Origin of the sequence: Gemmatimonas sp. (genome assembly GCF_044376735.1) — a bacterium.
Classification (GTDB): Bacteria; Gemmatimonadota; Gemmatimonadetes; order Gemmatimonadales; family Gemmatimonadaceae; genus Gemmatimonas.
Window position 1 is genome coordinate 1 of sequence record NZ_JBILKJ010000029.1, and the last position, 13921, is coordinate 13921.

The following is a 13921-nucleotide window of genomic DNA, read 5'->3' on the forward strand; positions in this document are numbered from 1 at the left end:
CGTCCAGGGTCCCGCCGAACCGGGTCGGCTCCGTCAGCACGGAAATCGCGGCGGCGCCGCCCTCGACGTAATGCGCGGCCTGCAGAGCAGCGTCAATGCCAGGGTTAATGGCGCCTTTTGAAGGGGACGCGCGCTTCACCTCGGCGATCACGCGAAGGGCCGGACCGCGCAGGGCGGCGGCAAACGACTCGGCATCCGGTGGCACGATCGGCATATCGCGGGCGACGCGTTGCAACTCGGGCAGCGTCGCCTGGACCCGACTCGCTCGCTCGTGGGCGGCGTGGGTGAGCTCCCCCAGGGTCCCTGAGGGGAACGTCCACCCTGGTCGTGAAGAAAATGCTTGCACTTCGGCCTGTGTTCGGTTAGCGTGGCTTTGGTAGATTCGGCCTGCCTTCGGGGCCGATTCTGTAGGTCCCCCTTCGTGGAGCAACCATGCCGCTCACCAAGCGACAGCGGGAAATTCTGTCCTTTCTCTCCGATTACAACGAAGTGAACGGATACGCCCCGAGTTTCGAAGAGATCGCGCTGCAGTTCAACTATAACTCGCTGGCGACGGTGCACGAGCACCTCACCAACCTCGAGCGCAAGGGCTACATCAAGCGCTCGTACAACGAGAGTCGTGCCATCGAGATTCTTCCCACCGAGCTCTTTCAGCGCTCCGTGGAGTTGCCGTTACTCGGCTCCGTAGCGGCAGGTGCGCCGATCGAAGCGATGCACACGGGAGAAACGATGTCGGTGCCGGATGGTTTCCTGCGACGCAGCGGAAGCCATTACGTCCTCAAAGTCCGTGGCGACTCGATGATCGAGGAGCAGATCAAGGACGGGGATTTCGTGGTCATCAACGATCGCAATGCCGCCGACAACGGCGAGATGGTGATCGCCATGCTCGACGGATCCGGTGCCACGGTCAAGCGCTACTATCGCGAGCGCGACGGACGGATTCGCCTGCAGCCGGCTAACGAGACGATGTCGCCGCTGTTCGTGCACGAAGACGATGTGCGCATCCAGGGCATCGTGGTCGGCGTGCTGCGCCGGTACTGACCGCGACTTGACGACACGACCCGGCTAGCGGCGGGTCGCGAGGGATGCCGCGCGCAAGCGCCGCAGCGCGGCGAGGCCGACGCCATCGGCCATCGCTTGTCGTGTCCGGTCCACGGCATCCGCGAAGGTACCTTCGTCGCGGCTGACGTAAAGCGCCGCCGCGGCATTGAGGAGGACGGCCGACCGTGCCCCGGCGGACCCGCCGCCGCCCAGCACGTGTTCGATCAGGGCGGCGTTGTGTGCCGGATCTCCGCCGTGCAAGTCGGCAAACGAAACATCCGGAATGCCGTGTTCGGCTGGATCAATCGTCCACGACGCAGTGCGCCCCTCACGCACCTCAATGACGTGCGTCGTTCCGAGTGGCGAGATCTCGTCAAGGCCCGGCTCGCCGTGTACCACCATGGCCCGCACCGTACCGAGTGCCGACAGCGCATCCGCGAGCAGCGCAAGGCGTCCGCGCTCCGCGACGCCGACCACCTGACGCCCAGCGCGCGCCGGATTGGCCAGCGGGCCCACGATGTTCATGACGGTCGGTACCGCCAGCTCACGACGGACCGGACCGACGTGGCGGAGTGCGGGGTGCATCAGCGGGGCGAACATGAACACGATCCCCGCCTCCGCCAACGTCGCGGTCATCGCCGATGGTGTGGTGTCGATCGCCACGCCGAGCGCTTCGAGGACGTCGGCACTCCCTGAGCGCGAGGTGAACGACCGGTTTCCGTGCTTCGCCACGCGCACACCCATGCCGGCCGCCACCAGCGCCGCCGCCGTCGAGATGTTGAAGGTGGTCAGCGACCCACCGCCAGTGCCGCACGTATCCACCAGCTCGTCGGGACGATCGGACGGCAGCACAATCATCGACTCGCGCAGGGCCTCGACGACGCCAGCCACTTCGCTGGACGTTTCGCCTTTCACGCGAAGCGCCATCAGCAGGGCGGCCACCTGCACCGGCGTGCCTTCGCCACGCATGATGACCCCGAAGGCGCGCTGCACACTCTCGGCGTCGAGCGACTCGTGAGCCGCCAGCCGACGAATCGCGTGGCTCAGCGGGTCAGCTGACATTGATCGATCCGAGTAGCCGCTCAGGGAGGGCATTCCGAGACATGATGAGCGAAATTACAAGCCCCAGCAGTCGCACCCGTTCCACGTCTTCGTCCGAATAAATGCCGCGCTGCGCTCGATTCGTGAGGTTGAGCACGCCAACCAACTCGTCGTGGTAGACCAAGGGGAAGCTGATGAAGCTGCCGGTCGTGAAGTACTGATCATGAAGCAGCGGGTGCTGCGAGGCGTCGCGCACATCGCGAACCAGGAGGGGTTCGCGCGCGGCCGCCACCCGGCCGGCGACGCCCTCCCCGATGCGGATACGCATGCCCTCAACGATGTTCGGCGCGATGCCGCGCGCGGCCGCCAAGTAGAGGTAATCGGGCTCGGGCGCACGCAGCATCAGCGAGCACCGCTGCGCCTGCATGTCATCGCCGACCAACGCCAGCAGTCCGTCCACCAGTGTTCTGACGTCAATGGTCTCGGCGTCGAGCGACAGGGCGCGGTCGAGCAAGAACAGCGTGCGGGTCCGCTGCCGGAGCGCCTCACTGCGGCGGTGCAACTCGACATGCGCCTGCTCGAGTTGTCCAACCGCCGCCGTGAACTGCTGGTCGGCGAGCTCCGACCGGCGCAGCGCACGCCGGGCCTCTTCAGCGGATCGTGCGGCGTCGGCCCGAAGGGCAATCGCTTCGGCCGGACTCATGGCGGAGAGGTTTCGAGGTGTGCTGCGGACCTCGCGGAGTTCCGTTTCGAGCACCGTCAGCTTCCGGACATACTCGCCGTGGACGCGCTGCGTGACATCCTCGAGCGTCCGCACGGCTTCCTCGCGAGCATCGCGCTCCGCGAGCCGCACATAGGCGAGGTCGAACAACGCCACGGCCGGCGCCAGCCGCTCAGTCGTTCGGGTCCCGAAAATCTTGCGCGGTTCGTACAGCGCGAGGACGGCGCCCAGCAAGCCTTCAACCTTCAATCCACGGACCGCCAGAATGCCGCCGTCGAGTGCGGCGGTAAAGCCGCACAATCGCGCATAGTCGGCCGATCGCTCACTGACATCAGTAAAGGGGCCACCCGCCAAAATGCTGGTGCGTACCGCCTCTGGAAGATGATCAAAAGTCGTTTCCATCGACGTCCGGATGACGCGCGCGCCGACTGGGGTGAGCCGGTCGCGGAGCATATCGCGTCGGGCGTCGTACTGGAGCAGCGCCACCGACGCGCCGCGGTCCAGTTCGGCCAGGCACTCACCGAGCGCAATGAGGGCACCGTCGAGGTCGGACGTGGCGGAGAGCGCGTGCGCTAGCGAGGAAAGTGAACGAGGAGGCATAGCGAGTGGAGGAAACGTCAACGGACGCGACGGCGCAATAGTCCCGCCACTTTCCGCGCGGGTCAGTTGAAGCGAACGCCCATGCTGCCTACCTTCATCTGGGTCATGGACCCGCGACCGATCCTCCTGGTAACGCAGTATGACGGGGGGCGCTTCGCCGGCTGGCAGCGCCAGCCCGACGTCCGCACGGTGCAAGGTGATATGGAAGTGGCCCTTGGACGACTCTGCGCCGCCGCCGTTCCCGCCATCGGCGCCGGTCGAACGGATGCCGGCGTTCACGCGCACGGCCAGAGCGTCGGTGTGCGGGTCCCCGCGCGGTGGAACCCTGATGGCCTCCGCCGCGCCCTGAACGCGATCCTTCCTGATGATATCTGGGTCGCGGCGGCGCATCGGATGGTTCCCGACTTCCACCCCCGCCGGAGCGCCATCGCGCGACGATACAGTTATCTTATCGGCACGGATGAGGCGGCACGGTCCCCGTTCCGTCGCCGGTATGAGTGGGCCGTGCGTTACCCGCTCGACCCGGTGGCCCTTCAGGGCGAAGCCGACAGTGTATTGGGTGACCACACCTTCCGCGCGTTTGCGGTCGCTCACACGGCGCCAGCCGACGATCACCACCGCTGCGTCATCCAGCATGCCCGGTGGGTGGAGCGGGATGGTGGTTGGGTGTTCGAAGTGGCAGCAAACCGTTTTCTCCATCACATGGTGCGTTTTCTCGTCGGAACGATGGTCGAGGTGGCTCAGGGACGTCGGCCGCGCGGTACGATAGCGCGGCTGCTCGTTGCGCCCGACAATTCCGGCACGCCGGCACCGGCACCAGCGCACGGACTCTCGCTACGCGAAGTGACGTATCCGCCCGAGCTGTACGCCGATGCCACGTGACCCGGGCAACCCGCTAATGGCCCGGCGCTCCACGCTCACGCTGCTGGTTGCCCTGACGCTGATCGGCTGCGAGGGGGCCAACCCCAGCACATCGAGTGCGCAGGCCCGCACGCTACCGCCGGCCACCGCTAAACCTGTCGGACCGGTTCCTGCGCAGACCATCGATGCGTCGCGCCGGACCGCGATCACCACCGCCGTGGAACGCGTGGCGCCGGCGGTCGTGACCGTACAAACGGAAACCGTGCAGAAGGTTCCGGTCGATTTCTTCGAGTACTTCATGGGCGGACGGACCGGCGAGCGCCGCAACGCCGGCATCGGCTCGGGCTTCATCGTCCGTCGCGATGGCATCATCGTGACCAATGCGCACGTGATTTCCGGTGCGACGAAAGTGTCGATCGGCATGCGCGACGGGACGTCGTACGACGCCACGGTGGTCGGCATCGACGAGACGAACGACCTCGCGGTCGTCCGCATCAAGGCGACGGACCTTCCGGTGGCGCCGCTGGGCAGCTCCTCGACGCTGATCGTCGGCGAATGGTCGATCGCGATCGGCAACCCATTCGGCTTCGTGCTCGGCAACAGCGAGCCCAGTGTGTCGGTCGGCGTCGTGAGCGCCGTTGGTCGCAACCTCGCTGGCCGCGGCGATGGCGGTGGCGTGTACGTCGACATGATCCAGACCGACGCGGCGATCAACCCCGGGAATTCCGGCGGACCGCTGGTGAACGCGTTGGGGGAAGTCGTCGGAGTGAACAGCTCGATCTATTCGCCGAGCGGCGGATCGGTGGGCCTCGGGTTCGCCATCCCGATCGATCGCACGAAGCGGATCGTAGAAGACCTGCTCGAGCATGGCGCCGTGCGACAGCCATGGGTCGGCATTCGGCTGAAGACGCCCGATGTGCAGAGCGCGCGGGAAGCCGCCGCCGTCGGGGCAGTCGTCGCTCGCGTGGTCCCGGGATCGCCGGCTGATCGGGCCGGCGTGCGTGCCGGTGACCAAGTCGTGGCGGCCGGGACACGACCGGTCAAGAATCCGTTCGACTGGGAAGCACGCCTCCTCGACCTGCGCGTCGGGGAGACGCTGCCGGTGACGGTGATCCGCAGCGGAAGCGAACGACGCTTGACGTTGCAGGTGGCGGACGCACCGGAGGTGAGTGCGCCCAAGGTCACCGTGTTACGTGAACTGCAGCTGGTGTCGCTCACCGATGTGATTCGACAAGAGCGAGGCGTCGCCTCGAACGCTGGCGCCCTGGTCTATCGCGTCTCCGATCGCATCCGCGACGAGATCGGGCTGCAGGATGGCGATGTGATTGTGCAGGTGGGACAGTCCCGGGTGAATTCGGCCGAGGCGGCGTCCGCCGCCATCGACCAGTACGGTGCTCGCGGTCCCGTGTACGTGGTGTTCGAGCGCAATAAACAGTATCTCCAAACGTCGTTCTCTCTCCGCTGACTCCGTGACCGCACCCGACCGCACGTCGTACACCTCGCCGCTCGCCGATCGCTACGCATCGCGCGCCATGCTCACGCTGTGGGGCCCGCAAACACGGTACGGCCTGTGGCGCCGGTTGTGGCTGGCGCTGGCCGAAGCGCAACAGAGTCTCGGCATCGCCATTCCCGACGCCGCGATCGAGGACATGCGCGCGCACCTCGATGACATCGACTTCGATGCCGTGGCCGTGTACGAGAAGAAGTTCCGCCACGACGTCATGGCGCATGTGCACGCCTTCGGCGATGTCGCGCCGGCCGCCCGCAAGTTCATACATCTGGGCGCTACCAGCTGCTTCGTCACCGACAATGCCGAGCTGATTCTCATGCGGCGCGGGTTGCAGCTGCTGCGCGAGAAGCTCATCGATTCGCTCGAGGCCCTTGGCGTGTTCGCACGCGAATGGAAGGATGAACCGGCCCTCGGGTACACGCACCTGCAGCCAGCGCAGCTCACCACAGTAGGCAAGCGCGCCACGTTGTGGATGCAGGACATCCTGCTCGACCTCGAGGATCTCGAGTACCGTGTTGCACAGCTGCCGTTTCGCGGCGTGAAGGGCACCACGGGCACGCAGGCGAGCTTCCTCTCGCTGTTCGAAGGGGATCACGCGCGGGTGCGCGAGCTTGATCGGCTCGTCACCACGCGCATGGGTTTTTCCACGTCGATCCCCGTGAGTGGACAGACGTATTCGCGCAAGGTGGATGCGCAGGTTCTGGGCGTCGTGGCCGGCATCGCGGCGACGGCATCGAAGTTCTCTGGAGATATCCGGATGTTGCAGGCGTTCGGTGAAATCGAGGAGCCGTTCGAGAAGAACCAGATCGGATCGTCGGCCATGGCGTACAAGCGGAATCCGATGCGCTCCGAGCGCATCGCCTCGCTGGCGCGCTTTGTCCTCTCGTTGGAGCCGAATGCGAATCAGACGCACGCCGTGCAGTACTTCGAGCGTACGCTCGATGACTCAGCGAACCGCCGCCTGGTGATCCCCGAATCGTTTCTTGCCACCGATGCGATTCTGGTGCTGATGCAGAACGTGGTGCGCGGGCTTGAAGTCCATCCGGCCAGAATCCGCCGCCGAGTCGATGACGAGCTGCCATTCATGGCCACGGAAGAGATTATCGTGAGGTTCGTTCGCGCCGGTGGTGACCGCCAGGAAGCGCACGAGCTCATTCGCGGTCATAGCATCGATGCCGCACGTGCGGTCAAGGACGGCGCACCGCGTAATGACATGCTGGAGCGACTCGCCGCCGACCCCGCCTTCGGGATTCCGCTCGAAGATCTGCAGGCGGTGACGGAGCCGACGCGGTTCGTGGGCCGATCCCCTGAACAGGTCGTCGAGTTCCTCGAGGAGCACGTGGCGCCCTGGCTCGCGCGTGAGCGCGTCGGCGTTGCCGTGGAGGAGGTCCGCGTATGAGCACCGACCTTCCTAGGGCGATGATCGAGACGTCGTTGCCCTTGCCGCTCGTGCGCCGAGGGAAGGTGCGCGACGTTTACGCGGTGGATGACGACCGTCTGCTGCTGGTCACCACGGACCGCATTAGCGCGTTCGATGTCGTGATGAACGAGGCGATTCCATACAAGGGCGCCGTGCTTACGCAACTGACTGCGTGGTGGCTGTCGCAGCTCTCTGGCGTGGTTGAGCATCACTTGCTCTCCGCCGACACCGATGAGATCGTGCGCCGCGTCCCCGCACTCGGGCCGTATCGCGCGTTGCTGGCGGGGCGCAGCATGCTGTGTGTGCGTGCCGACGTCGTGCCCATCGAATGCGTGATTCGCGGGTACCTCACCGGATCGGCGTGGAAAGAGTATCGGGGGCATGGTACGCTGGCGGGCGAGCCGCTTCCGGCCGGGCTGCGCGAGAGCGACCGGCTCGATCCCCCAATTTTCAGTCCCGCCACCAAGGCGGAGACCGGCCACGACGAGAATATCACGATCGGCTCCGTGGTCGCGTCGGTCGGAGCGAGCACGGCGGCCACCCTCGAATCGCTGGCGCGTACGGTTTACGAGTTCGGACGCGCCACCGCCGAGCCGCGTGGGATCATCGTGGCCGACACGAAATTCGAGTTTGGGTGGCGTGACGGGCGATTGCTCCTGATCGATGAGGTGCTCACGCCGGACAGCTCGCGGTTCTGGCCGGCCGACAGTTACGCACCCGGGCGGGGGCAACCCAGTTTCGACAAGCAGCCGCTTCGCGATTGGCTCGAGGTGGAACGGCGTGCCGGTCGCTGGAATGGTGACGCACCACCCCCCGCGCTGCCGAACGAGGTGATCCGGGCGACAAGCCTCCGCTACCGCGAAGCCTTCGCGCGACTGACCGGAGCACCGATCGACCTGGCGCGTCTTGGGCTTCCCGAGGATTTCGTTTGATGTTCGCGAGCGAGGGCTATCCGCTACTGCTGGGCGCCGTCGGATTGGCCACCCTGGCCTTCGTGGCCGCGCTACGCCTCCGCTCGTGGCCGTGGTGGCTCGCTGGATACGTCCTCACGCTCGTCGCGTTGGCGGTAGCGTGGGTCTCCCGCACCGCAGTCGGGGTGCCCCAGTGAGCCGCCCGGATTCGCGCGGCCCCGGTGCCGACGATACCGAGCGGCCGCGGAGGCCTCGCCCGCGTGCCGCCGTCGCCCTGCCCAACGGGTTCACCCTCGCGAACCTCTTTTTCGGCATCTTTGCGATCGTCGCGGCCTCACGCGGAGACTTCGATGCGGCGGCCCGCTTCATCGTGTTCGGCGCGATCGCCGATACGCTGGATGGCCGGATCGCGCGCGCCACGAAGTCCGGCACACGCTTCGGCGAGGAACTGGATTCCCTCGTGGACGCGATCTCCTTCGGCACGGCGCCGGCGCTCATCATGTACTTCGCCGTGTTCCAGAGCACGCGGTGGGAGTGGATCTTCTGCTTCTTCTTCACGGCCTGCGCCGTAATGCGACTGGCGCGTTTCAACGTCGAACAGGCCGGTACCAAGAACACGCACTTCACCGGGCTTCCCAGCCCGGCCGCCGGCATGACGCTCGCGACGTACTACTGGTTCAGTCAGACGCCGCTCTATACCGAGACGATGATCGGCGATCTGCCCTGGCATCAGATGCTGCGCTGGGTCATGCTCGGCCTCGGCATGCTGATGATCAGCAACGTGCAGTACGCCAAAGTGCCGACGGTGAATTTTCGAACGTTGGATGGCATCCTCGGATTTCTGTTGGCCGTCGGCACCTTCGTCGGTGTGATCTTCCTGCCGAAGAAGTTCTTCTTCCCGGCGCTGATGGCCTACGTGCTCTACGGCATCGGCCGCACCGTTTTTCTCGGGTTGCTCGATCGTATTCCCGGCGCGCGTGAGGATGACGACGCGACCGAGGATGACCTCGATGAACCCATCGACCCCCGACGCCGTCGTCGACGCCGTCGTCCTTCACGACAGAACATCGCGCCGGATGACGGTCGCGAGGAGCCCCTGGCATGACCCGTTTCCGCTGCGCCATCCATATCGTTCCGCGTCGTGGGATTCTCGATCCCCAAGGCAAGGCGGTCGCCGACGCGCTCCACTCGCTCGGCTTCGCCGATGTCGGTGAGGTGCGCGTGGGACGCCACGTGATCGTGGAGACCGAGGCGTTGACGGCCGACGCCGCGCGCGCGCGCATCACGGCCATGTGTGAGAAGCTGCTGGCCAACCCGGTCACCGAAGACTTCGAGATCGCTTCGGTGGAGCGCGCGTGAAGGCCGGCATCGTTCGGTTTCCCGGTTCGAACTGCGATGAGGACGCGTTCCATGCGATCGCTGATCACCTCGGTCAGGAAGCCGTCTACCTGTGGCACAAGGATCACGACCTCCAGAACGTTGACCTCGTGATCCTGCCCGGTGGGTTCAGTTACGGTGACTACCTGCGCGCCGGCGCGATTGCACGCTTCAGTCCGATCATGCAGGAAGTGGTCGCCTTCGCCAAGCGCGGTGGACCGGTGCTCGGCATCTGCAACGGCTTCCAGATCGCGTGTGAGGCAGGGCTGCTGCCCGGCGCCCTCCTGCGCAATGCCAGCCTCCGCTTCGTGAGCAAGCCGGTGCATCTGCGGGTAGAGTCGATCGCCACGCGCTTCACGTCGCAGTACCACATCGGCCAGGTCGTCTCGATTCCGGTCGCACACGGAGATGGCCGCTATACGGCGGATGGCGACACGCTCGCTCGACTCGAAGGCGAGGGACAGGTGGTGTTCCGCTACGTCAACGCCGACGGTGAGGCCACCGCGTCCGCCAATCCGAACGGCTCACTGCGCAACATCGCTGGTATCGTCAGCGCGGAGCGCAATGTGCTCGGCATGATGCCGCACCCCGAACGTGCGCTCGATTCGACGCTCGGGTCAACCGACGGCGTACCCTTGTTCGCGTCAATCCTGGAATCGATGCTCGCTGAGGTGAAGGTATGACCGCCGCGTCCAATGCACGTCCCGTGGAGTCACGTCCAGGCGATCCGGTGATTACGCCGGCAATGGTGGCCGAGCATGGCATTACGGAGTTCGAGTACGAGCGACTGATCGCGATGCTCGGCCGGACCCCGACGTTTACTGAGCTGGGCGTCGTAAGCGCGCTGTGGAGCGAGCATTGCTCCTACAAGCATTCGCGCCCCATGCTGAAGACGCTGCCCACCAAGGCCCCTTGGGTGCTGCAGGGCCCCGGCGAGAACGCCGGTGTGATCTCCGTGGGTGACGGGTGGGCGGTCGCGTTCAAGATCGAATCGCACAATCACCCGTCGGCGGTCGAACCGTATCAGGGCGCCGCGACCGGTGTCGGTGGCATCCTGCGGGATGTGTTCACGATGGGGGCGCGGCCGATCGCCCTGCTCAATTCTCTCCGCTTCGGGCCGCTCACCTCGAGCCGCGTCCGCTGGCTCTTCGCTGGCGTCGTAAAGGGGATCGGTGACTACGGCAATTGCGTCGGCGTGCCGACGGTCGGTGGCGAAGTCGTCTTCGATCCGTCGTACGAAGGCAATCCGCTCGTGAACGCAATGTGCGTCGGTCTCATGCGCGAGGACGAACTGATCACCGCTGTGGCGTCCGGCGTCGGCAATCCGATCATGGCTGTGGGTGCCCGCACAGGTCGCGACGGAATTCACGGCGCGTCTTTCGCATCGGAAGACCTGTCGGCATCCAGCGAAGCCAAGCGCCCCATGGTGCAGGTCGGTGATCCGTTCACCGAGAAACTGCTGCTCGAAGCGTCGCTCGAGCTGATCCGAAGCGGCCATATCGTCGCGATTCAGGACATGGGCGCCGCCGGTCTCACGTCGTCATCCGCGGAAATGGCCGAGCGCGGTGATGTCGGCGTCACGATCGACGTTACGAAGGTGCCGGTGCGTGAGCAGGGAATGACGCCGTATGAGATCCTGCTGTCTGAATCGCAGGAGCGAATGCTCGTGGTTGCGAAACTCGGACACGAAGACGACGTGCGCGCGATTCTCGCCAAGTGGGATCTCGAGGCGGCGGTGATCGGCGAAGTGATCGCCGAGCCGGTGTACCGCGTGACTGAAGGCGAGCGCGTGGTGGCGGAGTTCCCGGGTTCGCGGCTGGTGACCGAGTGTCCGCAGTACGTACTCGAGCCGCGTGAAAGTGACACGCTGAAGGCGGCGCGCGGCCGTTCGGCGCACGCGGTCGTACCACGCGACGAGGAGCGCGACCACGCGTGGACGCTCGAGCGCCTGCTGTCGTCGCCGACAATCGCGAGTAAGAAATGGGTGTGGCAGCAATACGACTCCACCGTGCGCGCGAGCACCGTGCGTGGTCCGGGCAGCGATGCCGCCGTGGTGAAGCTTCGCGGCACCGACAAGGCCATTGCGCTCTGTATCGACGGCAACGGCCGGCATGTCGCGCTCTCTCCGCGCAACGGTGGACGGGCGGCAGTGGCCGAAGCAGCCCGCAACGTGGCGTGCACGGGCGCCCGGCCGATGGCGATCACCAACAATCTCAACTTCGGCAATCCGAAGAAGCCGGAAGTGTATTTCCAGCTGAGCGAAGCGATCGCCGGCATGGGCGAGGCCTGCACGGTGCTCGAGACGCCTGTGACGGGCGGCAACGTCTCGCTCTACAACGAGAACCCGCAGGGGGCGATTCATCCGACGCCGACCATCGGTATGGTCGGACTCATCGAATCGCTTTCCCATGTCACACCGTCGGCGTTTCAGGCGGTTGGCGACGACATCGTGCTCCTGGGAGACTGCACCGACGAGCTCGGCGCCAGCGAGTACCTGCTCGAGATCCACGGCTTGACCATCGGCGAACCACCGGTCTGTGATCCCTCGCGCGAGCGCGCGCTGATCGAGGCGCTGTTGGAGTCGATCCGCAGCGGGGTGGTGCGCTCCGCGCACGACTGCAGTGATGGCGGGCTCGCGGTGGCGCTGGCCGAGTGTGCGATGGCCGATCGCGAGCGGATGTTTGGATTCACCGTCGATCTCTCGGTGTGGGCTACCCTGCCTCACCGGGCGCTGCTGTTCGGCGAAGCCCACGCTCGCGTCGTGGTGTCCACTGCGGACAGCGCTGCCATCGTCGGAATCGCACAACGCCACGGTGTCCCAGCGCGTGTGATCGGCAAGGTCACCACGGCTGACGTCGGTGCACAGTTCACGATCTCGGATGACACCTTCTCGGCGCCGATCGCCTGGCTTGCGAAGGCGTTTCACGAGTCCATTCCGCTCGCCATGGACGGCGAGACGCCAGCCGAGCACGCGATGGCCTCATCGCTCGCTCCTACCAACGACTGATCGGGAGTTCTCCCATGTGTGGTATTTTCGGCGTCTACGGAGTTCGGGACGCAGCAGCGCTGACGCAACTCGGTTTGTACTCGCTTCAGCATCGCGGTCAGGAGTCGGCGGGTATCGTTGCCGTCGACGACGCGCGGCATGCGCGTGTCAGCCGGGCAATGGGCCTCGTTTCGGAAGGTTTCGGCGACGCCGAGATGGAATCGTTGCGCGGGCCGATCGCAATCGGTCACACGCGATACAGCACCGCCGGTGCCTCGGCGATCGAGAATGCGCAGCCGATTCTCGCCCGTGTACGTCGAAGCCATATCGCACTCGCCCACAATGGCAACCTGACGAACGCGGTCGAACTGCGACGCGATCTGGAGGACGGTGGCGCGATCTTCTCGTCGACGATGGACTCCGAGGCGATCGTCCATCGCATCGCGAGGGCGCAGGCTACGACACCTGAAGCCCGCGTGGCAGAGGCGTTGCAGGGCGTTGAAGGCGCGTATTGCCTGCTTATCGTCCTCGACGAAACCGTGCTGGTGGCGCGCGATCCGCATGGGTGGCGACCGCTCGTGATCGGTCGGCTTGGGGACGGCTGGGTCTTTGCATCGGAGACGTGCGCCCTCGACATCGTCGGCGCAACCTACGATCGCGAAGTGCAGCCAGGCGAGATCATCGCAGTCGACGCGCACGGACTCCGTTCGGTGCAGGCGTTGCCGCCGGCTCCGATCAATCGCTGCGTTTTCGAGCATGTGTACTTTGCCCGACCGGACAGCGCCGTGTTCAGCGGTTCCGTAGACCGGTCGCGACGCGCGCTCGGTCGTCAACTCGCGCGTGAATGCCCGGCGCCGGATGCGGATATTGTCTTTGCGGTACCAGACTCCTCGAACTCGGCAGCACTCGGCTTCGCAGACGAATCCGGCACCTCGTACGAACTCGCCCTGATTCGGAACCACTACATCGGGCGGACCTTTATCCAGCCGACACAAGCCGGCCGCGATGCCAAGGTCAAGGTGAAGTACAATCCCGTGCGCGAATTGCTCGAGGGAAAGAGTGTGGTGATGGTGGACGACTCGATCGTGCGCGGCACCACTACACGTGGTTTGGTGTCGCTGGTTCGGGCGGCTGGGGCGCGTGAGGTGCATATGCGCGTGTCGAGCGCGCCGATCATCAGCCCGTGTTACTACGGTATCGATACGCCGCGTCGGGAAGAGTTGATTGCCGCGCAAATGACCCATGCGGAGCTCGTCCGCCATCTCGGCGTGGACTCGCTGGGGTATCTGTCCATCGACGGGATGCTCTCAGCGATGCCCGAAGGACCCGGGGGATACTGCCACGCCTGCTTCTCTGGGCTATATCCGACCGCGACGCCGAGCGATCCCGAGCTGTTACGCGCCGGCAGCGCGGCTGGTCTTCCTCTCAGCATCGCCTAATCCACGTTTCACAC

General features: G+C 65.5%; 13 protein-coding genes and 1 pseudogene. 11 read left to right on the plus strand and 3 right to left on the minus strand.

The window, feature by feature from the left end:
* Positions 1 to 214, minus strand: a pseudogene (locus tag ACIRA7_RS06770) (indole-3-glycerol-phosphate synthase TrpC); the annotation flags it as partial.
* A 218-nt stretch (positions 215 to 432) separates the two neighbouring features.
* Here ACIRA7_RS06770 and lexA point away from each other — a divergent pair.
* A complete protein-coding gene (gene lexA, locus ACIRA7_RS06775; RefSeq protein WP_396220087.1) occupies positions 433 to 1041 on the plus strand; it encodes a transcriptional repressor LexA in 609 nt (202 codons plus the stop codon).
* Positions 1042 to 1065: 24 nt separating this feature from the next.
* Here lexA and trpD read toward each other — a convergent pair whose 3' ends face one another.
* Both trpD and ACIRA7_RS06785 read right to left on the minus strand, forming a co-directional pair.
* Positions 1066 to 2103 (minus strand): anthranilate phosphoribosyltransferase, encoded by a 1038-nt coding sequence (gene trpD / locus ACIRA7_RS06780; protein ID WP_396220088.1) that lies wholly within the window; start codon positions 2101 to 2103, stop codon positions 1066 to 1068.
* The gene (locus tag ACIRA7_RS06785; protein WP_396220089.1) at positions 2093 to 3403 is read right to left on the minus strand and encodes a GAF domain-containing protein; all 1311 of its coding nucleotides are present in this window, start codon (positions 3401 to 3403) and stop codon (positions 2093 to 2095) included. The genes trpD and ACIRA7_RS06785 overlap by 11 nt, the downstream gene beginning before the upstream one ends.
* An 81-nt stretch (positions 3404 to 3484) precedes the next feature.
* On the opposite strand from ACIRA7_RS06785, the gene truA reads away from it, so the two are divergent.
* Genes truA through purF form a run of 10 tightly spaced genes read left to right on the plus strand, consistent with a single transcriptional unit; the run spans position 3485 to position 13907 of the window.
* Positions 3485 to 4285, plus strand: coding sequence for a tRNA pseudouridine(38-40) synthase TruA (truA, locus tag ACIRA7_RS06790; protein ID WP_396220090.1), 801 nt, complete (start codon positions 3485 to 3487; stop codon positions 4283 to 4285).
* Positions 4275 to 5729 carry a trypsin-like peptidase domain-containing protein gene (locus ACIRA7_RS06795; protein ID WP_396220091.1) on the plus strand — a complete coding sequence of 485 codons (1455 nt, stop codon included), beginning with the start codon at positions 4275 to 4277 and terminating at the stop codon, positions 5727 to 5729. The genes truA and ACIRA7_RS06795 overlap by 11 nt, the downstream gene beginning before the upstream one ends.
* 4 nt (positions 5730 to 5733) lie before the next feature.
* Positions 5734 to 7173 carry an adenylosuccinate lyase gene (gene purB, locus ACIRA7_RS06800; protein ID WP_396220092.1) on the plus strand — a complete coding sequence of 480 codons (1440 nt, stop codon included), beginning with the start codon at positions 5734 to 5736 and terminating at the stop codon, positions 7171 to 7173.
* Entirely contained in the window at positions 7170 to 8126 is a 957-nt protein-coding gene (locus ACIRA7_RS06805) for a phosphoribosylaminoimidazolesuccinocarboxamide synthase (RefSeq protein WP_396220093.1), read from the plus strand. The genes purB and ACIRA7_RS06805 overlap by 4 nt, the downstream gene beginning before the upstream one ends.
* Complete coding sequence (locus tag ACIRA7_RS06810; protein WP_396220094.1) at positions 8126 to 8302, plus strand: hypothetical protein; 177 nt, start codon at positions 8126 to 8128, stop codon at positions 8300 to 8302. The genes ACIRA7_RS06805 and ACIRA7_RS06810 overlap by 1 nt, the downstream gene beginning before the upstream one ends.
* The gene (gene pssA / locus ACIRA7_RS06815) at positions 8299 to 9210 is read left to right on the plus strand and encodes a CDP-diacylglycerol--serine O-phosphatidyltransferase (protein WP_396220095.1); all 912 of its coding nucleotides are present in this window, start codon (positions 8299 to 8301) and stop codon (positions 9208 to 9210) included. Before ACIRA7_RS06810 ends, pssA begins: the two co-directional genes overlap by 4 nt.
* Positions 9207 to 9464, plus strand: a complete 258-nt coding sequence (purS, locus tag ACIRA7_RS06820; protein ID WP_396220096.1) for a phosphoribosylformylglycinamidine synthase subunit PurS — start codon at positions 9207 to 9209, stop codon at positions 9462 to 9464. The genes pssA and purS overlap by 4 nt, the downstream gene beginning before the upstream one ends.
* Complete coding sequence (gene purQ / locus ACIRA7_RS06825; protein WP_396220097.1) at positions 9461 to 10165, plus strand: phosphoribosylformylglycinamidine synthase subunit PurQ; 705 nt, start codon at positions 9461 to 9463, stop codon at positions 10163 to 10165. The genes purS and purQ overlap by 4 nt, the downstream gene beginning before the upstream one ends.
* On the plus strand, positions 10162 to 12489 hold the full coding sequence (gene purL, locus ACIRA7_RS06830; RefSeq protein ID WP_396220098.1) for a phosphoribosylformylglycinamidine synthase subunit PurL: 2328 nt from the start codon (positions 10162 to 10164) through the stop codon (positions 12487 to 12489). Before purQ ends, purL begins: the two co-directional genes overlap by 4 nt.
* Positions 12490 to 12503: 14 nt before the next feature.
* Entirely contained in the window at positions 12504 to 13907 is a 1404-nt protein-coding gene (gene purF, locus ACIRA7_RS06835) for an amidophosphoribosyltransferase (protein WP_396220099.1), read from the plus strand.
* Positions 13908 to 13921 lie beyond the last annotated feature (14 nt).